The following is a 19,789-nucleotide window of genomic DNA, read 5'->3' on the forward strand; positions in this document are numbered from 1 at the left end:
CATGCAAGACCTCGATCCCGTCGAAACCCAGGAATGGCTGGACGCCCTGGAATCGGTTCTCGACAAAGAAGGCGAAGACCGTGCTCATTATTTGATGACCCGTATGGGCGAACTCGCGACCCGCAGCGGCTCGCAATTGCCCTACGCCATCACCACGCCATACCGCAACACCATCCCCGTTACCCACGAAGCACGCATGCCTGGCGACCTGTTCATGGAACGCCGCATTCGCTCGCTGGTACGCTGGAACGCCATGGCGATGGTAATGCGCACGAACTTGAAAGATTCTGACCTGGGCGGTCACATCTCCAGCTTCGCTTCCAGCGCAACCCTGTATGACATCGGCTTCAACTACTTCTTCCAGGCCCCGACCGACGAACACGGCGGCGACCTGATCTACTTCCAGGGCCACACTTCTCCAGGCGTTTACGCCCGTGCGTTCATGGAAGGCCGCATCACCGAAGAACACATGAACAACTTCCGCCAGGAAGTGGACGGTAACGGCCTGTCGTCGTACCCGCACCCTTGGCTGATGCCTGATTTCTGGCAGTTCCCGACGGTATCCATGGGCCTTGGCCCGATCCAGGCGATCTACCAGGCACGCTTCATGAAGTACCTGGAAGCCCGTGGCTTCATCCCTGAAGGCAAGCAGAAAGTCTGGTGCTTCCTGGGCGACGGCGAGTGTGACGAGCCGGAATCCCTGGGCGCCATCTCCCTGGCCGGCCGCGAGAAGCTCGACAACCTGATCTTCGTCATCAACTGCAACCTGCAGCGCCTCGACGGCCCGGTTCGCGGCAACGGCAAGATCATCCAGGAACTCGAAGGCGTGTTCCGCGGTGCTCAGTGGAACGTGACCAAAGTCATCTGGGGCCGTTTCTGGGACCCACTGCTGGCCAAAGACGTCGACGGTATCCTGCAACGTCGCATGGACGAAGTCATCGACGGCGAGTACCAGAACTACAAAGCCAAAGACGGCGCGTTCGTACGTGAACACTTCTTCAACACGCCTGAACTCAAGGCAATGGTTGCAGACCTGTCCGACGACGAGATCTGGAAACTCAACCGTGGCGGCCACGACCCGTACAAGGTCTACGCGGCGTACCACGAAGCGGTCAACCACAAAGAACAACCGACCGTCATCCTGGCCAAGACCATCAAGGGTTATGGCACCGGTGCCGGCGAAGCGAAGAACACCGCGCACAACACCAAGAAAGTGGATGTTGAAAGCCTGAAGCTGTTCCGTGATCGTTTCGACATCCCGGTCAAGGACGAAGAGCTGGAGAACCTGCCGTTCTTCAAGCCGGAGCCAAACAGCGCCGAAGCCCGCTACCTCAGCGAGCGTCGCACTGCACTGGGCGGTTTCGTGCCACAGCGCCGCGCCAAGTCCTTCGACATTCCTACACCGCCACTCGATACCCTCAAGGCTATCCTGGACGGCTCGGGCGACCGTGAAATCTCCACCACCATGGCGTTCGTGCGCATCCTGGCGCAGTTGGTCAAGGACAAGGAAATCGGTTCGCGCATCGTCCCGATCATCCCGGACGAAGCCCGTACCTTCGGTATGGAAGGCATGTTCCGTCAGTTGGGCATCTACTCCTCCGTCGGCCAGCTCTACGAGCCAGTCGATAAAGACCAGGTGATGTTCTACAAGGAAGACAAAAAGGGCCAGATCCTCGAAGAAGGCATTAACGAAGCGGGCGCCATGAGCTCCTTCATCGCTGCCGGTACTTCGTATTCGAGCCACAACCAGCCGATGCTGCCGTTTTACATCTTCTACTCGATGTTCGGCTTCCAGCGTATCGGCGACCTGGCGTGGGCAGCAGGCGACAGCCGTACCCGTGGTTTCCTGATCGGCGGCACCGCCGGCCGCACCACGCTGAACGGCGAAGGCCTGCAACACGAAGACGGTCACAGCCACATCCTGGCTGCCACCATCCCGAACTGCCGCACCTTTGATCCAACCTACGGCTATGAGCTGGCGGTGATCATCCAGGACGGCATGAAGAAGATGACCGAAGAGCAGCAGGACGTTTTCTACTACATCACTGTGATGAACGAGTCTTACCAGCAACCTGCCATGCCGGCCGGTGTTGAGGAAGGCATCATCAAGGGCATGTACCTGCTCGAAGAAGACACCAAGGAAGCGGCGCACCATGTGCAGCTGATGGGCTCCGGCACCATCCTGCGTGAAGTGCGTGAAGCGGCGAAGATCCTGCGTGAAGAGTTCAACGTCGGCGCTGACGTGTGGAGCGTTACCAGCTTCAACGAACTGCGTCGCGACGGCCTGGCGGTGGAGCGCAACAACCGCCTGCACCCAGGTCAGAAACCAGCCAAGAGCTACGTCGAAGAGTGCCTGGCCGGCCGTAAAGGTCCAGTCATTGCCTCTACCGACTACATGAAGCTGTTTGCTGAACAGATTCGCCAGTGGGTCCCGTCCAAGGAATTCAAAGTCCTGGGCACCGACGGTTTCGGCCGCAGTGACAGCCGCAAGAAGCTGCGTCACTTCTTCGAAGTTGACCGTCACTTCGTGGTGTTGGCAGCCCTGGAAGCCTTGGCTGACCGTGGTGAGATCGAACCCAAGGTGGTAGCAGACGCTATCGTCAAGTTCGGGATCAACCCGGAAAAACGCAACCCACTGGACTGCTGAGGAGATTTTTTGTGAGCGAACTCATTCGCGTACCTGACATCGGCAGCGGTGAAGGTGAAGTAATCGAGCTGTTTGTGAAGGTCGGCGACAAAGTCGAAGCTGACCAGAGCATCCTGACCCTGGAGTCGGACAAGGCGAGCATGGAAATTCCTGCTCCCAAGGCCGGCGTGGTCAAGAGCCTGAAAGTGAAGCTGGGCGACCGCCTCAAAGAAGGCGACGAACTGCTGGAACTGGAAATCGAAGGCGCCGCTGATGCGGCCCCTGCGCCAGCCCCGGCTGCCGCTGCTGCACCCGCACCTGCCGCTGAAAAACCTGCTGCCGCTGCCGAGACCCCTGCGGCCCCGGCTCCGGCTGCTGCCACCGTTCAGGACATTCATGTTCCGGACATCGGTTCGTCGGGCAAGGCCAAGATCATCGAGCTGCTGGTCAAGGTCGGCGACACCGTCGAAGCCGACCAGTCGCTGATCACCCTGGAGTCCGACAAGGCCTCCATGGAAATCCCTTCGCCGGCTGCCGGCGTGGTGGAAAGCATTGCGGTCAAGCTGGAAGACGAAGTCGGCACTGGCGATTTCATCCTCAAGCTCAAAGTACAAGGCGCTGCACCTGCTGCTGCGCCAGCACCGGCTGCTGCTCCGGCTGCCAAGGCTGAAGCTGCTCCGGCCGCTGCTGCACCTGCCGCACCGGCTGCAAAAGCCGAGGCCGCACCGGCCCCTGCGGCTGCTGCGCCTGCGCCAAGCGGTGCCAAGGTTCACGCCGGCCCTGCCGTGCGTCAGCTGGCCCGTGAGTTCGGCGTTGAGCTCAACGCTGTGTCGGCCACCGGCCCGCACGGTCGTGTGCTCAAAGAAGACGTGCAGGTCTACGTCAAAGCCATGATGCAGAAGGCCAAGGAAGCTCCGGCTGCCGGCGCTGCTACGGGCGGCTCGGGCATTCCACCGATCCCGGTCGTGGACTTCAGCCGCTTCGGCGAAACCGAAGAAGTGCCGATGACCCGCCTGATGCAAATCGGCGCGTCGAGCCTGCACCGCAGCTGGCTGAACATCCCGCACGTGACTCAGTTCGACCAGGCCGATATCACCGACCTGGAAGCTTTCCGCGTTGCGCAGAAAGCCGTGGCCGAAAAAGCCGGCGTGAAACTGACCGTGCTGCCACTGCTGCTCAAGGCCTGCGCGCACCTGCTCAAGGAGCTGCCGGACTTCAACAGTTCGCTGGCACCAAGCGGCAAGGCGATCATCCGCAAGAAGTACGTGAACGTAGGTTTCGCGGTGGATACCCCGGACGGCCTGCTGGTTCCTGTGATCAAGAACGTTGATCAGAAGAGCCTGCTGCAACTCGCCGCTGAAGCTGCTGCACTGGCTGCCAAGGCCCGCGACAAGAAGCTCACCGCCGACGACATGCAAGGCGCGTGCTTCACCATCTCCAGCCTCGGTCACATTGGCGGCACTGGCTTCACGCCAATCGTCAACGCGCCGGAAGTGGCGATCCTGGGTGTGTCCAAGGCCACTATCCAGCCTGTGTGGGACGGTAAAGCGTTCCAGCCCAAGCTGATGCTGCCGCTGTCGTTGTCCTACGATCACCGTGTGATCAACGGCGCTGCTGCTGCCCGCTTCACGCAGCGCCTGAGCCAACTGCTCAACGACATCCGTACCATCTTGCTGTAAGCCTTCAACGGGCCTCCCTGTCACCAGGGAGGCCTGGCACTACCGATTTCCGAGCGCCACGCTCGTACCTCAACCCCGCCACTTGGCGGGGCTTTTTTTGGGCGCCCGTTGAACACGCAAAACAGGTTTGTACACCTTCCATCACCCCGATTGCAGAAATCCCCCGCGCGGCCGATAACAGGGTTATAGCACTTAGCCTTCATCCTCTCTTGTCAGTGCGTGCTGCATGATGCAACCTTGCCGCAAATGACAGTAAAGAGGGCGTGAGCCCGGCGCCGTGCGCATCTTCCCAAGCGAGTTTCCCCCATGAAAAGCCAACCCGATGTCGCCCGTATGGCGGCCGAGGTAGTGACGCAATTACCGGTGCCTTCGCGCCTCGGTATGCTGCGTTTCGAGCGGCTTAATGAGGCAAGCTGGGCGCTGCTGTACCTGGACCCTAACTGCGAGCGCCAATTCGGCCTGCCGGCGGTGGAACTGTGCGCCTTGATCGGTACCCCTTACGCCAGCCTGATGGAACCCCAGGCGCGCTATCAATTGCATGACACCATCCAGCAGCAGCTGGCCCATAGCCCGCATTACCTGGTGCGCTACACCCTGCACACCAACGATGGGCCCTTGAGCCTGCTGGAGATGGGTGAGGCGTATAAACAGCACAATCGCCACCTGTTGCGCGGCTACCTGATGGTGGTCGACGGCCTGTTCAGCGAAATCCCGATGACAGCCCCGACCGCCGACCTGGAAAACCAGAACAGCCGCCTGCAGATCGCCCTGGAACTCAACCAGCGTGCCCAGCAGGAACAACTGCAACACCTTGAACGGGTACGCGCCCAACAGGAGCTGATCCTGCTGCTGGCGCGCCAGCGCTACACCACACCGAATTCGCTGCAAGAAGCCGCCGAGCTGATTACCCGCAGTGCCTGCGATATCTACCAGATCGACTGCGCCAGCATCTGGAACCTCGAAGGCCAGCGCCTGGTGCCGATCTCGGCCTACCACCGCGACGACCAGCAGTACCACTTGCCCGAAGCGATCGACGCCAGCGGCTTCCCGGACTACCTGGAAGCCCTGCATTCGAGCCGCGCCATCGACGCCACCCACGCGATGCGCGACCCGCGCACCCGGGAAATGGCCGAGAGCCTGCGCGCCAAGGACGTCCACGCCATGCTCGACGCCAGCATCCGCGTGGATGGCCAGGTGGTCGGTGTGTTGTGCCTGGAGCAAAGTGGCAGCTCGCGTGCCTGGCAGTCGGATGAGATCGCCTTTGCCGGCGAGTTGGCGGACCAGTTCGCGCAAGTGATCAACAACCACAACCGCCGCACCGCCACCAGCGCCTTGCACCTGTTCCAACGCGCAGTTGAGCAAAGCGCCAACGCCTTTCTGCTGGTCAATTGCGACGGCGTGGTGGAGTACGTCAATCCAAGCTTTACCGCGATCACCCAGTACAGCGCCGAAGAAGTCCACGGCCATCGCCTGGCGCAGCTGCCGGCGTTGGAAAACCTCAGCGAACTGCTGTTCGATGCACCGTCGAGCCTGGCCAAGAGCAACAGCTGGCAAGGTGAATTCAAGAGCCGGCGCAAAAACCTGGAACCCTATTGGGGCCAGCTGTCGATCTCCAAGGTGTATGGCGACAACCGTGAGTTGACCCACTACATCGGCATCTACGAAGACATCACCCAGACCAAGCTCGCGCAGCAGCGTATCGAGCGCCTGGCCTACACCGACAACCTGACCAACCTGGGCAACCGCCCGGCGTTTATCCGCAACCTTGATGAGCGCTTCGCCCGCGACAGCGACAGCCCGATCAGCCTGCTGCTGGTGGACATCGACAACTTCAAGCGGATCAACGACAGCCTCGGCCACCAGACCGGCGACAAGCTGCTGATCAGCCTGGCCCGGCGCCTGCGCAACAGCCTGAGTGCCGGCGGCAGCCTGGCGCGTTTTGCCAGTAACGAGTTCGCGGTACTGCTGGACGACACCGACCTTGAGACCGGCCAACAGGTGGCCAGCCAATTGCTGACCACCCTCGACAAGCCGATGTTTGTCGACAACCAGCTGATCAGCGTCACCGGCTCCGTGGGCCTGGCCTGCGCGCCGCTGCACGGCCGCGACCCGCAAACCCTGATGCGTAACGCAGGCTTGGCGCTGCACAAGGCCAAGGCCAACGGCAAGCATCAGGTGCAGGTCTTCACCGAGGCGTTGAACGCCGAAGCCAGCTACAAGCTGTTCGTGGAAAACAACCTGCGCCGCGCCCTGACCCAAAACGAGCTGGACGTGTTCTACCAGCCCAAGCTGTGCCTGCGCAGCGGCCGCTTGCTGGGCATGGAAGCACTGTTGCGCTGGAACCACCCGGAAAAGGGCATGATCCGCCCCGACCAGTTCATCAGCGTGGCCGAAGAAACCGGGCTGATCATCCCCATCGGCAAATGGATCGCGCGCCAGGCCTGCCGCATGAGCAAACAGTTGAGCGCGGGCGGCATGGGTAATCTGCAGGTGGCGATCAACCTGTCGCCCAAGCAGTTCTCCGACCCGGACCTGGTGGCGTCGATTGCCACCATCCTCAAGGAAGAGCAACTGCCGGCCAACCTGCTGGAGCTGGAGCTGACCGAGGGTTTGCTGCTGGAAGCCACCGAAGACACGCGCCTGCAACTGGACCAGCTCAAGAGCTTCGGCCTGACCCTGGCCATGGACGACTTCGGCACCGGCTACTCGTCGCTGAGCTACCTGAAAAAATTCCCCATCGACATCATCAAGATCGATCGCAGCTTTATCCATGAAATCCCGGACAACCAAGACGACATGGAAATCACCTCGGCGGTTATCGCCATGGCCCACAACCTCAAGCTCAAGGTGGTGGCCGAGGGCATCGAGACGGCCGAACAGCTGGCGTTCCTGCGCCGCCACCGCTGCGATGTAGGCCAGGGCTACCTGTTCGACCGGCCGATCCCCGGCGCAGAGCTGTTGGAAAAGCTTAAACGCTACCCGCGCGGGCCAATCACCTGACAGCGCTGTAACACTCGGGCACACTGGCTGTCTGTCTTAATACATAACTCAATCTGACTGAGAGGACTGATCATGGTCTTGCGCTCGGAAATTCTGGTGAACAAAAACGTGCTGCCGACTCAAGAACAAGCTTTGCCTGGCCGTGAAACGCCGATGAACCTGCCGGAAACTCACTTCGTCAACGGCAACCCGCTGCTCGGCCCCTTTGTCGACAACGTAGAGTTCGCGATCTTCGGCCTCGGGTGCTTCTGGGGTGCCGAACGACGCTTCTGGCAGCGCGACGGCGTGGTCAGCACCGTGGTCGGTTACGCCGGCGGTTACACGCCGAACCCGACGTACGAAGAAGTCTGCTCGGGCCTGACCGGCCACAGCGAAGTGGTACTAGTTGTGTTTGACCAGGACAAGATCAGCTATGAAGAACTGCTGAAAATGTTCTGGGAACTGCACAACCCCACCCAGGGCATGCGCCAGGGCAACGACATCGGCACCCAATACCGCTCGGTGATCTACGCGGTGAAACCTGAGCATCTGGAGGCGGCCAAGGCCAGCGCCGATGCCTATCAGGCTCAATTGTCCAAGGCGGGCCTGGGTGTGATCACCACAGAAATCGAAGAAGCCCCGACGGTGTATTTCGCCGAGGCGTACCACCAGCAATACCTGGCGAAGAACCCGCAAGGCTATTGCGGCATCGGCGGTACCGGCGTGACCTGCCCTATCTGAAGGCATGATCGTTCCCACGCTCCGCGTGGGAATGCCGACAGGGACGCTCTGCGTCCGCTCTTAAGGCGTGACGCGGAGCGTCACAGGATGCATTCCCACGCGGAGCGTGGGAACGATCAGTTACTCAGCGATGAGCCAATCCATTTGCCACCCACCTTGGGTCTGGCCAAGTTTTTTGGACAGCCACGGCAGCAGCTCACGCAGCTCCTCCTCCAGGCCCCACGGCGGGTTGGCAATCGCCAGGCCCGAGCCGGTCAGGGTGTTGGGCGTATCCAACGGATGCACCAGCAACTCCACACGCAGCAGCTTCGGCGCGCCGGTGCCGGCCAGGTCCTGGTAGAAACGCCGCAGCATGCGCTGGTCTTTCACCGGGTACCAGATCGCCGCGACCGTCTGGCGCATACGGCTGACCGCTTCCTTGAGGGACGCCGCGCAGCGCTGCATTTCATCGAGCTGTTCAAACGGCGGATCAATCAGCATCAACGCGCGTTTTTCCGGCACCGGCAGCAAGGCACGCGGCACGTGCCAGCCTTCGCCCAAGTGCACTTTGACCCGGCGATCGCCCTTCATGTTGTCCTTGAGCAGCACGCCGTCTTCCGGGTGCTTCTCATTGAGCAACACACGGTCCTGGGGCCGCGTGAGGCGGCGCGCCAGCTCCGGGGAGCCTGGGTAGTAGCGCAACTGGCCGTCCGGGTTCATCTCGTGCAGCACACGCATGTAGTCGGCGGTGAGTGGCGGCAGGTCGCTCTCGCCCCACAGGCGTGCAATGCCTTCCAGGTATTCGCCGGTGCGGTTGGCCTGGTCGCCCTGCAAGTCGTACAGCCCAATCCCGGCGTGGGTGTCGAGATAGGCGAACGGCTGTTCCTTGCGCGACATCAGGGCGATGAGGCGGGTCAGGGTCAGGTGTTTAAAGACATCGGCGTGGTTGCCGGCGTGAAAGGCGTGACGATAATTCATGGTTGCTCCTGCGCAGGGGGCGAAGTTTACCTTCTACGCAAGCAAAGGTGCAGGGCTGCGTGTCGGGTGGCGCTTATGTCGCAAAGGCAGACGCACTGCCGAAAACAATCTATGCCGGCTGTGGGAGCTGGCTTGCCTGCGATGGCATCGCCGCGGTATTACCCGTACACCGCGGTGATGCCATCGCAGGCAAGCCAGCTCCCACATTGTCTGGGGGCAACTCTGGAATCCAAGGAGGTCAACCCGCATCATGAAAGACGCCACCATTGCATTGCACCACGGCTTCAAGTCGGACCCGACCACCAAGGCCGTCGCCGTGCCGATCTACCAGAACGTCGCCTTCGAGTTCGATAATGCCCAGCATGGCGCAGACCTGTTCAACCTGGACGTGCCCGGCAACATCTACACACGCATCATGAACCCCACCAACGACGTGCTGGAGCAGCGCATTGCCGCCCTTGAAGGCGGTATCGCCGCCCTGGCCGTATCGGCAGGTAGCGCGGCAATCCACTATGCAATCCAGACCCTGACCCGTGCCGGTGACAATATCGTCACCACGCCCCAGCTTTACGGCGGCACCTACACCTTGTTCGCCCACCTGCTGCCAAGCTTTGGCGTCGACGTGCGCTTCGCCCGCGACGACTCTGCCCAGGCCATCGCCGAACTGATCGACGACAACACCAAGCTGGTCTACTGCGAAAGCATCGGCAACCCCGCGGGCAATATCATCGACATTCAAGCCCTGGCTGATGTCGCCCATGGGCGCGGCGTACCACTGATGGTGGATAACACCGTGGCCACGCCGATCCTGTGCAAGCCGATTCAGTTCGGCGCCGACATCGTGGTGCACTCGGTCACCAAATACGTGGGCGGCCATGGCAACTCCCTGGGCGGTGTCATCGTCGACAGCGGCACCTTCCCCTGGACCCGATACCCGGAAAAATTCCCCGGCCTCAACCAACCGGAGCCGGCCTATCACGGGGTGGTTTACACGGAAAAGTTCGGCCCCGCCGCCTTCATTGCCCGCGCCCGCACCGTGCCGTTGCGCAACACCGGGGCTGCGCTGGCGCCGATGAATGCATTTCTGTTGCTGCAAGGCCTGGAAACCCTGGCCTTGCGCATGGAACGCCATACCGAAAACGCGCTGAAGGTTGCGCAATTCCTGCAAGGCCACGCCGAGGTGGAATGGGTCAGCTACGCCGGGTTGCCGGACCACCCGCACCACGCCCTGGCGCAGAAATACATGCAGGGAAAACCCTCGGCGATCCTGTCATTCGGCTTGAAGGGCGGCTATGACGCGGGCGTGCGTTTCTACGATGCGCTGCAAATCTTCAAGCGGTTGGTGAATATTGGCGATGCCAAATCCCTGGCCTGCCACCCCGCATCCACCACTCACCGGCAGATGAACGAGCAGGAACAGGCCAAGGCCGGCGTGAAGCCGGAGATGATTCGCCTGTCGGTCGGCATTGAGGCGATTGAAGACCTGATCGAGGACCTGCAACAGGCCCTGGCCTCAACGCAACTCTGAAGCCAAATAACCCGCCAGCGCTTGAGGGCTGACGCCGGGCCTGCGCGAAAAGTAGGCGACCTTGTGCTGCAAGGTCGCAGGCGTAAACGCGGTGTAGAGGTCCGGGCGTTGTTCTTCGAGCCATTGCAGCAGGTTGCCGATCAGCACCTGGGGCGAGTGCTCGGCCAAGTGCTCAAGCAGCGACGCCGGCACTTGCCACCATGGGCTGGCCTTGGCTGCCGTGGCCGGGCCGGTGCTGACGGCCAGCGGCTGGCCATTGATCAGGTAGCGCTGAAACACCGGCAACACGCGTGCGGCCTCGTCGCCCAGCTTCTGCAAAATGGGCAGCCAGTGAGCGCCATCCCAAAAACGCAAAAACACCGCCTGCTCATCCGGCAACAACACTTTGGTCAAGCCTTGCAGGTGCGCAGTCACCTTCTCCGGCGGGCTGGACGAGACCGCGAGCCAACCCCAGTCCGTTGCCTCGGTGCTGGCGACCCAATCAAGGAAGGCACTGCCCGGCTCAACAATGCCCACATAAGGCATGACTTCGACCCAATCGGCGTAAGCCGTACCGGCCCATATCGAATGCGGCAATTTCCCCGGCGCCAGGGTTTGCCATGCATTAAGCGGCCTGGCTTCGCTGGCGCTGCCCAACACCGCGTAGAGCTGCTCTTCGGGTTGTAGCGGCCACTGTGCAAGCCAGGCGCCGGGAACCATGGGCTGAGACATCGGGATAAATTCCATTTAAGGGTGAGAGTGTTCGGGGATATCACACTGGCCGTTCTTGCAGCGCTCACACTCTTCGCAAAACGGCGCACTGCGCTTGAGGCTGGCAACCTGTACGCCACTGAGTGGTGCAGCAACAGCCGCTGACAACTTATCGGTGACACCCGGCATCAACGGCATCGGCACGGCAGCGGGCGCACCGCCAACCTGAATCGGCACACTGCTGAAAATCCCGGCGGCCGACAGTGTGATCGATTGCCCTCCGGCCTGGATGGTCACGCTGGCGCCCGCATCGATGACCACGCTGTGCCCGGCGCCGATCTGGATGGTCCGCCCGGCCCGCACCTGCTGCGAGCCACCGACGACCAGATGATCATCCTGCTTGAGTTCAGTCAGGCGATTGCCATGGGTGATGCGCTGCTCTTCACCCAGCAGCTCATGGTGGGATTCGCCGCCCACCTTCACCTGCCGCTGGTTATCGACCTGTACCTGCTGGTCATGCAACACATGTTCGGTCCAGTCCCGCTGGGCGCGCAGATAGATTTCCTCGGCGCCCTTGCGGTCTTCGATGCGTAGCTCGTTGTAGCCGCCGCCACCTGGGCTGCTTTGGCTGCGAAAGATGCTGCGGGTTTTGTCTGCCGGCAGGTCCAGCGGCACAGGATTTGCCGCATTGGGCAAGCAGCCCATCACCAGCGGCATATCTATGTCGCCATTCACGAAACCTACCAACACCTCCATGCCGACCCTGGGGATCAGCACCGCACCATAACGGTCGTGGGCCCAGCCGCTGGCTACCCGCAGCCAGCAACTGGAATGCTCGTTATGCTCCCCATCGCGATCCCAGGCCATTTGCACTTTGACGCGACCGTATTCGTCGCAGTGGATCTCACTGTCTGCCGGCCCTGTGACCACCGCGTTCTGGTAACCGGATATTTGCGGGCGGGACAGGATCAGCGGCGATCGAAACGGCACTTCCCAAGGTGTTGCATGAAAATCGTTGTTGTAGCCCTGATGCGATTCATCGCCAGGGGCTGACTCCTCCAATACTTGAGGCTGATGCCCCACATGGTGCACATGGGTGACCAGCCACAAATCATTCCATTCCTGACGAGGGTGACCGGTCATCTTCAGGAACTGCCCGGTGACCAACGCCGGTTGGTCGCTGAAACCGCTGGCTTTTCGATAATCGCTGCGATGACGTTCCAACCGTCGCTGCGCCTGGTACTTGCCATGCTCGCGATCCGTGAAGTAACCGGGGTAGAGCTGCTCACACAGGGCGGGCCCTTGCTCGCCGGATGCTGCGCTTTCCAATAGAAGTCTCGGCTTCTTGAAATCGTAGTCGCGCAGATCGACACCGGTCGTGCTGGTTTCCAATGCCAGGGTAAAGCGCTTGATCGCCGGCGTATCGGCAACCATCCCGGTACCGGGCGAGTAAGGGGTGGTTTGATCCTGCTGGATGAAGACACTCTGGTCGTCGCCGAACACCAGCAGGTGACGCTCGGGGCTGTGCTGGAAGTGGTAGTGAATGCCCGACTCGTCACACAAGCGTTGAATGAACTCAAGGTCGGTTTCACCGAACTGAACACAGTACTCACGTTCGGGGTACTTGCCGCTCAGTTGAAACGCGAAGGTGTCAGCCTGGATCGCCTGGGCCTCCAACACTTGCGCAATGATCTTGGGCACAGTCTGTTTCTGGAAAATCCGCTGGTGCGTACTGTGATGCAGATAAGCCAACTGCGGCACCAAGGTGATCTGGTAACGGGTAAGGCGCTTGCCCGTATCGCCCTGGGCCACCTTATGCACCAGGCCGTGAATACCGTGGCCATCAGCGTCAAACCCCAGGAAAGCCTGACGGTGCATCAGACTTTCAAGGTCAAGATCGGCTTGTTCGCTGACCAGTTCAAGATCAAAGCTAAAGGGCAGGCTAAGAAATTCACTCCCGGAGAACCCATAGATTTTTAGATCACTGGGTTTCCCATCGAGGGCCAGGGTAAACGCGCTTTCGTTGGCAGGAGCGAACATCCGGTGTTTCTCTGCGAGGAGTGGGTGAGCGATTCTGCACCAGCTTTTCACCCACCAGAGCGCACCACAGGCAAATCAGTAAGCTCCTACAACCTGGGTGCCGGATTCTTCATGTAGCTGGCGGAGAAGGCACGCCAAAGCCGTGCTAGCGTAAAGTGCCTACTCACCGGATCACTGGAAAAAGTCTGATCACGACGCCGTGGATGTGGCACGCGGCCTATGTGCTGATCATCTTCGGCGAAGCGCTCACCGCTGTGCTGCTGGCGCGCTGTCGCTGTGGCTGTGGCGCGCGCGGCACGCAGTCGGCGCCGATTTCAACCGCGCCAAGTCAGGCGCAACCGCCGGCCTGACCCTCGGTTTTGTGGTGTGGTTCTTTGGTTTTATGGTGGTGGGCGGTGAGTGGTTTCTGATGTGGCAATCTCATCAGTGCAATGGCCAATCAGCCGGAGGCTGGCTGAACTGACAGCGGGACGCGGAGCGTCCGGGGTGGCATTCCCACGCGGAGCGTGGGAACGATCAAAAAAGGCCCGCCATCCAAAGGATGCGGGCCTTCTTTCTAACTCAATTGGCGCTAAACGCCCACCGAGTTACTTGTTGAGGTTGTAGTCTTTTTCCGCTGCATCAAAGCGCTCGACCATACCGGCAGTCGGTGCGCCCATCTTGCTCACGAAATAGATCGCCAGGCTGGCGAAGATAAAGCCCGGGATGATTTCGTACAGACCCAGCAGATTGAAGTGCTTCCACACGATCACGGTGATCGCGCCGACCAGGATACCGGCCAGTGCGCCGTTACGCGTCATGTTTTTCCAGATCACCGAGATCAGCACCACTGGGCCGAACGCAGCGCCGAAGCCTGCCCAGGCGTAGCTCACCAGGCCCAGTACGCGGTTGTCCGGGTTGGCGGCCATGGCGATGGCGATCAGGGCCACCAACAGCACCATCGCGCGACCCACCCACACCAGTTCAACCTGGGAGGCGTTTTTGCGCAGGAAGGTTTTGTAGAAGTCTTCAGTCAGCGCGCTGGAGCACACCAGCAGTTGGCAGCTCAGGGTGCTCATCACCGCCGCCAGGATCGCCGACAGCAGCACGCCCGCGATCCACGGGTTGAACAGCAGCTTGGCCAGTTCGATGAACACACGCTCGTGGTTCTCGTTAACCGGGCCGGCCACTTCCGGGTGCACCGAGAAGTAAGCGATACCGAAGAAGCCCACCGCCACGGTGCCGGCGAGGCACAGGATCATCCAGGTCATGGAGATGCGACGCGCCTTGGCGATCGACTTTACCGAATCCGCCGCCATGAAACGCGCGAGGATGTGCGGCTGGCCGAAGTAGCCCAGGCCCCAGCCCATCAGCGAGATGATGCCGATGAAACTGGTGTTTTTGAGCATGTTGAAGTTGTCGGGGTTCTTGGCTTCGATCGCCAGGAACGTGGTGTCGACGCCACCGGTGGCCAGCAGCACGATGATTGGCGTGAGGATCAGCGCGAAGATCATCAGCGTGGCTTGTACGGTGTCGGTCCAGCTGACCGCCAGGAAGCCGCCAACAAAGGTGTAGGCAATGGTCGCCGCAGCACCGGCCCACAGCGCTGTCTCGTAGGACATGCCGAAGGTGCTTTCAAACAGACGGGCGCCGGCCACGATGCCGGACGCGCAGTAGATGGTGAAGAACACCAGGATCACCACCGCCGAGATAATCCGCAGCAGGCCGCTTTTATCTTCGAAACGGCTGGAGAAGTAATCCGGCAGCGTCAGGGCGTCACCGTTGTGCTCGGTCTGTACCCGCAGGCGACCGGCCACGAACAGCCAGTTGAGGTAGGCACCGACGATCAGGCCGATGGCAATCCAGCTTTCCGACAGGCCGGACATGTAGATCGCGCCCGGCAAGCCCATCAGCAACCAGCCGCTCATGTCCGAGGCACCGGCCGACAAGGCCGTGACCACGCTACCGAGGCTGCGACCGCCGAGGATGTAATCAGAAAGGTTATTGGTGGAGCGATAGGCCATGAAGCCGATCAGCACCATTGCTGCGATGTAGATCACGAAGGTGATCAGGGTTGGATTGCTAACGCTCATAGGAGTGACGCCCTGGCTTTGTTTTTATGTAGCAGCGGTCTGGCAGACGGCCACCCATTGGTTACGGGTAGACGAAACGGCGAGCCGCGCATTTATGACTGGCGTTTCCCCAGGAAAGCCGCCAGCCGATGAACCGACCCTTGCGGGTGGTTGCACCTTGGTCGCGAATGCTATTCAACAAAGTAAATAAGGTGCAACCAGTTTCTTGAGAATAAGTTGCACCTTGATGTGTTTTCGCGGAAATACCGGTTTTTTGCTCCTTTTCGGAGCAAGAACAGCCGATCTCAGAAGCAAATGCACCAAGACGCAGCGGATTCAGTCGAGGGCCGGAATTTTTCCCGATCACGATCGAAAAATTCCTGAACAATTTGGGTTGCACCCGGTTGCACCTCTTCATGCGCAAAGCTAATCTTGCCGCCAGCAGATGCCACTCGGTAGTGGCACCCATGAGGATAAAAAGATGGCAACGACCACCCTTGGGGTCAAACTCGACGACCCGACCCGCGAACGCCTGAAGGCGGCCGCGACCTCCATTGATCGCACGCCGCACTGGCTGATCAAGCAGGCGATTTTCAATTACCTGGAGAAACTCGAGGGTGGTGCAACCCTGACCGAGCTCAATGGTTCGGGCAGCAAGGACGCTGAAGACGCTGGCGAAGTGCAACCGGACCACGCCCACCAGTGCTTCCTGGAGTTTGCCGAAAGCATCCTGCCGCAATCGGTACTGCGCGCCTCGATCACCGCCGCTTACCGTCGCCCGGAGCCGGAAGTGGTGCCGATGCTGATCGAGCAGGCCCGCCTGCCGCAGCCAATGGCCGAGGCCACCAACAAGCTGGCCGCCTCGATTGCCGAAAAACTGCGCAATCAGAAGAGCGCCGGCGGCCGTGCCGGTATCGTTCAAGGCCTGCTGCAAGAGTTCTCCCTGTCGTCCCAGGAAGGCGTAGCGCTGATGTGCCTGGCCGAAGCGCTGCTGCGCATCCCGGACAAAGGCACCCGCGACGCGCTGATCCGCGACAAGATCAGTACCGGCAACTGGCATCCGCACCTGGGCAACAGCCCGTCGCTGTTCGTTAACGCCGCCACCTGGGGCTTGCTGCTGACCGGCAAACTGGTCGCCACCCATAACGAAGCGGGCCTGACCTCGTCCCTGAGCCGCATTATCGGCAAGAGCGGCGAGCCGATGATCCGCAAGGGCGTCGATATGGCCATGCGCCTGATGGGCGAGCAGTTCGTCACCGGCGAAACCATCGCCGAAGCCCTGGCCAACGCGAGCAAGTTCGAAGCCAAGGGTTTCCGCTATTCCTACGACATGCTCGGTGAAGCCGCGCTGACCGAACACGATGCCCAGAAGTACCTGGCCTCGTACGAACAAGCCATTCATTCCATCGGCAAAGCCTCCCACGGCCGTGGGATTTATGAAGGCCCGGGCATCTCCATCAAACTCTCGGCACTGCACCCGCGTTACAGCCGTGCGCAGTACGAGCGCGTGATGGACGAGTTGTACCCGCGCCTGCTGTCGTTGACCTTGCTGGCCAAGCACTACGACATCGGCCTGAACATCGACGCCGAAGAAGCCGACCGCCTCGAGCTGTCGCTGGATCTGCTCGAGCGCCTGTGCTTCGAGCCGCAACTGACCGGCTGGAGCGGCATCGGCTTCGTGATCCAGGCGTACCAGAAGCGTTGCCCGTATGTGATCGACTACGTCATCGACCTGGCACGCCGCAGCCGCCATCGCCTGATGATCCGCCTGGTAAAAGGCGCGTACTGGGACAGCGAAATCAAGCGCGCCCAGGTTGAAGGCCTGGAAGGCTACCCGGTGTACACCCGCAAGGTGTACACCGACGTTTCCTACATTGCCTGCGCACGCAAACTGCTGTCGGTGCCGGACGTCATCTACCCGCAGTTCGCCACGCACAACGCCCACACGCTGTCGGCCATCTACCATATCGCCGGTCAGAACTATTACCCTGGCCAGTACGAGTTCCAGTGCCTGCACGGCATGGGCGAACCGCTGTACGAGCAGGTTGTAGGCAAGGTTTCCGATGGCAAACTGAACCGTCCGTGCCGCGTATACGCACCGGTCGGCACCCACGAAACACTGCTGGCGTACCTGGTACGTCGCCTGCTGGAAAACGGCGCCAACACTTCATTCGTCAACCGCATTGCCGACCACACCATCTCGATTCAGGAGCTGGTGGCCGACCCAGTGGCCAACATCGAGCAGATGGCCACGCTGGAAGGCGGCTTCGGCCTGCCGCACCCGCGTATCCCGCTGCCGCGCGACCTGTATGGCAGCGACCGCGCCAACTCGGCCGGTATCGACCTGGCCAACGAACATCGCTTGGCGTCGCTGTCTTGCGCGCTGCTGGCCACCGCGCATAACAACTGGAAAGCCACGCCGATGCTGGGCTGCGCTTCCAGCACTGAAGCTGCTGCACCGGTGCTGAACCCGTCCGATCTGCGTGACGTGGTGGGCCATGTACAGGAAGCCACCGTCGAAGACGTCGACAATGCGATCCAGTGCGCGATCAACGCCGGCCCGATCTGGCAGGCCACCCCGCCTGCCGAACGTGCCGCGATCCTGGAGCGCGCCGCCGACTTGATGGAAGGCGAGATCCAGCCGCTGATGGGCCTGCTGGCCCGTGAAGCCGGCAAGACCTTCGCCAACGCCATCGCCGAAGTGCGTGAAGCCGTGGACTTCCTGCGTTACTACGCAGTGCAGGCGCGCAACGATTTCACCAACGATGCCCACCGCCCATTGGGCCCGGTGGTCTGCATCAGCCCGTGGAACTTCCCGCTGGCAATCTTCAGCGGCCAAGTGGCCGCCGCACTGGCCGCCGGTAACCCGGTACTGGCCAAGCCTGCCGAACAAACCCCGCTGGTGGCGGCACAAGCCGTGCGCATCCTGCTCGAAGCCGGTATCCCGGAAGGCGTGCTGCAGCTGCTGCCGGGCCAGGGCGAAACCGTCGGTGCCCGTCTGGTCGGTGATGATCGCGTCAAAGGCGTGATGTTCACCGGTTCCACCGAGGTGGCGCGCCTGCTGCAACGCAATGTCGCCGGTCGCCTGGATGCCCAGGGCCGCCCGATCCCGTTGATCGCCGAAACCGGTGGCCAAAACGCGATGATCGTCGACTCTTCGGCACTCACCGAACAAGTGGTGATCGACGTCGTTTCCTCGGCCTTCGACAGCGCCGGCCAGCGTTGCTCGGCCCTGCGTGTACTGTGCCTGCAGGAAGATTCGGCAGACCGCGTGATCGAAATGCTCAAGGGTGCCATGGCTGAATGCCGCCTGGGCAACCCGGAGCGCTTGTCGGTGGATATCGGCCCGGTGATCGACGCCGAAGCCAAGGCCGGCATCGAGAAACACATCCAGGCCATGCGCGACAAAGGCCGCAACGTGTACCAGGTGGCGATCGCCGACGGCGAAGAGATCAAGCGCGGCACCTTCGTGATGCCAACCCTGATCGAACTGGAAAGTTTCGACGAGCTGCAACGCGAAATCTTTGGCCCGGTACTGCACGTGGTGCGCTACAAGCGCAAAGAGATCGACCAGCTTATCGGCCAGATCAATGCCTCCGGCTACGGCCTGACCCTGGGCGTGCACACGCGCATCGACGAGACCATCGCCAAGGTGATCGACAACGTGCATGCCGGTAACGTCTATGTGAACCGCAACATCGTCGGTGCCGTGGTCGGTGTGCAACCGTTCGGCGGCGAAGGCCTGTCGGGTACTGGCCCGAAAGCGGGCGGCCCGCTGTACCTGTACCGCCTGCTGTCGACGCGCCCTACGGATGCCATCGAGCAATCCTTCGTGCGCGGCGACAAGCTCGCTGCACCGGACGTGCGTCTGCGTGATGCCATGAGCCAACCGCTGACCGCCCTGAAAACCTGGGCCGACAGCAATAAGTTCAGCGACCTGAGCGCCCTGTGCAGCCAGTTCGCCGCGCAATCGCAAAGTGGTATCACCCGCCAACTGGCCGGCCCGACCGGCGAGCGCAACAGCTACGCCATCCTGCCCCGCGAGCACGTGTTGTGCCTGGCGGAAGTGGAAGGCGACCTGCTGACGCAACTGGCGGCGGTATTGGCTGTGGGCGGTTCGGCGGTATGGCCGGAAACTGACCTGACCAAGGCCTTGTTCCCACGCTTGCCGCGGGAAGTTCAGGCGAAGATCAAGCGTGTGGCTGACTGGACCAAGGATGAAGTGGTGTTCGACGCGGTCGTGCACCACGGCGATTCCGACCAACTGCGTGCGGTGTGCCAGCAAGTGGCGCAGCGCGGTGGCGCGATTGTTGGGGTGCATGGTTTGTCGCAAGGTGAGACGGCGATTGCGCTGGAACGCCTGGTGATCGAGCGGGCGTTGAGCGTTAACACCGCTGCGGCCGGTGGTAATGCGAGCCTGATGACTATCGGTTAACCACCACTGATCGTTCCCACGCTCTGCGTGGGGATGCAGCCAGGGACGCTCTGCGTCCCAAAG

11 protein-coding genes and 1 pseudogene are annotated in these 19,789 nt (G+C 61.2%); 7 read left to right on the forward strand and 5 right to left on the reverse strand.

From position 1 onward, the window contains the following. Position 1: 1 nt before the first annotated feature. From aceE to msrA, 4 genes are all read left to right on the forward strand, one after another. Positions 2-2,647: a pyruvate dehydrogenase (acetyl-transferring), homodimeric type gene (gene aceE / locus BFP92_RS19520; RefSeq protein WP_017138519.1), complete on the forward strand. Its 2,646-nt coding sequence runs from the start codon at positions 2-4 to the stop codon at positions 2,645-2,647. 11 nt (positions 2,648-2,658) lie between these two features. Next, positions 2,659-4,305: a dihydrolipoyllysine-residue acetyltransferase gene (gene aceF / locus BFP92_RS19525; RefSeq protein ID WP_065930718.1), complete on the forward strand. Its 1,647-nt coding sequence runs from the start codon at positions 2,659-2,661 to the stop codon at positions 4,303-4,305. A 306-nt stretch (positions 4,306-4,611) separates the two neighbouring features. After that, entirely contained in the window at positions 4,612-7,305 is a 2,694-nt protein-coding gene (locus BFP92_RS19530; protein WP_065930719.1) for a putative bifunctional diguanylate cyclase/phosphodiesterase, read from the forward strand. Between the two features lie 72 nt (positions 7,306-7,377). After that, positions 7,378-8,025: a peptide-methionine (S)-S-oxide reductase MsrA gene (gene msrA / locus BFP92_RS19535; RefSeq protein WP_056860574.1), complete on the forward strand. Its 648-nt coding sequence runs from the start codon at positions 7,378-7,380 to the stop codon at positions 8,023-8,025. Positions 8,026-8,145: 120 nt separating this feature from the next. Here msrA and rlmJ read toward each other — a convergent pair whose 3' ends face one another. Continuing rightward, positions 8,146-8,982 carry a 23S rRNA (adenine(2030)-N(6))-methyltransferase RlmJ gene (gene rlmJ, locus BFP92_RS19540; RefSeq protein WP_017138523.1) on the reverse strand — a complete coding sequence of 279 codons (837 nt, stop codon included), beginning with the start codon at positions 8,980-8,982 and terminating at the stop codon, positions 8,146-8,148. Between the two features lie 250 nt (positions 8,983-9,232). On the opposite strand from rlmJ, the gene BFP92_RS19545 reads away from it, so the two are divergent. Further along, a complete protein-coding gene (locus tag BFP92_RS19545; RefSeq protein ID WP_065930720.1) occupies positions 9,233-10,510 on the forward strand; it encodes an O-acetylhomoserine aminocarboxypropyltransferase/cysteine synthase family protein in 1,278 nt (425 codons plus the stop codon). On the opposite strand, the gene BFP92_RS19550 is transcribed toward BFP92_RS19545, so the two are convergent. Then, entirely contained in the window at positions 10,496-11,221 is a 726-nt protein-coding gene (locus tag BFP92_RS19550; RefSeq protein WP_065930721.1) for a DUF4123 domain-containing protein, read from the reverse strand. The genes BFP92_RS19545 and BFP92_RS19550 overlap by 15 nt on opposite strands. A 15-nt stretch (positions 11,222-11,236) precedes the next feature. Continuing rightward, a complete protein-coding gene (locus BFP92_RS19555) occupies positions 11,237-13,240 on the reverse strand; it encodes a type VI secretion system Vgr family protein (protein ID WP_065930722.1) in 2,004 nt (667 codons plus the stop codon). A 179-nt stretch (positions 13,241-13,419) separates the two neighbouring features. Between BFP92_RS19555 and BFP92_RS30580 the strand changes: the two are divergent. Further along, positions 13,420-13,685 (forward strand): annotated as a pseudogene (locus BFP92_RS30580) (DUF2165 domain-containing protein); the annotation flags it as partial. 142 nt (positions 13,686-13,827) lie between these two features. Here the strand turns inward: BFP92_RS30580 and putP are convergent. Beyond that, the gene (gene putP / locus BFP92_RS19560) at positions 13,828-15,312 is read right to left on the reverse strand and encodes a sodium/proline symporter PutP (protein ID WP_065930723.1); all 1,485 of its coding nucleotides are present in this window, start codon (positions 15,310-15,312) and stop codon (positions 13,828-13,830) included. Between the two features lie 61 nt (positions 15,313-15,373). Then, positions 15,374-15,691: a hypothetical protein gene (locus BFP92_RS31365; protein WP_139114088.1), complete on the reverse strand. Its 318-nt coding sequence runs from the start codon at positions 15,689-15,691 to the stop codon at positions 15,374-15,376. Positions 15,692-15,772: 81 nt separating this feature from the next. Here BFP92_RS31365 and putA point away from each other — a divergent pair, with 81 nt between their 5' ends. Next, positions 15,773-19,726: a trifunctional transcriptional regulator/proline dehydrogenase/L-glutamate gamma-semialdehyde dehydrogenase gene (gene putA / locus BFP92_RS19565; protein WP_065930724.1), complete on the forward strand. Its 3,954-nt coding sequence runs from the start codon at positions 15,773-15,775 to the stop codon at positions 19,724-19,726. Positions 19,727-19,789 lie beyond the last annotated feature (63 nt).

This window comes from Pseudomonas sp. 58 R 3, assembly GCF_900006605.1.
In the GTDB taxonomy this organism is placed as follows: domain Bacteria; phylum Pseudomonadota; class Gammaproteobacteria; order Pseudomonadales; family Pseudomonadaceae; genus Aquipseudomonas; species Aquipseudomonas salomonii.

Coding starts and splice junctions, on each gene's coding strand:
- aceE (WP_017138519.1), top strand. CDS start 2: ATGCAAGACCTCGATCCCGTCGAAACCCAGGAATGGCTGGACGCCCTG.
- BFP92_RS19545 (WP_065930720.1), top strand. CDS start 9,233: ATGAAAGACGCCACCATTGCATTGCACCACGGCTTCAAGTCGGACCCG.
- msrA (WP_056860574.1), top strand. CDS start 7,378: ATGGTCTTGCGCTCGGAAATTCTGGTGAACAAAAACGTGCTGCCGACT.
- rlmJ (WP_017138523.1), bottom strand. CDS start 8,982: ATGAATTATCGTCACGCCTTTCACGCCGGCAACCACGCCGATGTCTTT.
- BFP92_RS19530 (WP_065930719.1), top strand. CDS start 4,612: ATGAAAAGCCAACCCGATGTCGCCCGTATGGCGGCCGAGGTAGTGACG.
- putA (WP_065930724.1), top strand. CDS start 15,773: ATGGCAACGACCACCCTTGGGGTCAAACTCGACGACCCGACCCGCGAA.
- putP (WP_065930723.1), bottom strand. CDS start 15,312: ATGAGCGTTAGCAATCCAACCCTGATCACCTTCGTGATCTACATCGCA.
- BFP92_RS19555 (WP_065930722.1), bottom strand. CDS start 13,240: ATGTTCGCTCCTGCCAACGAAAGCGCGTTTACCCTGGCCCTCGATGGG.
- BFP92_RS19550 (WP_065930721.1), bottom strand. CDS start 11,221: ATGTCTCAGCCCATGGTTCCCGGCGCCTGGCTTGCACAGTGGCCGCTA.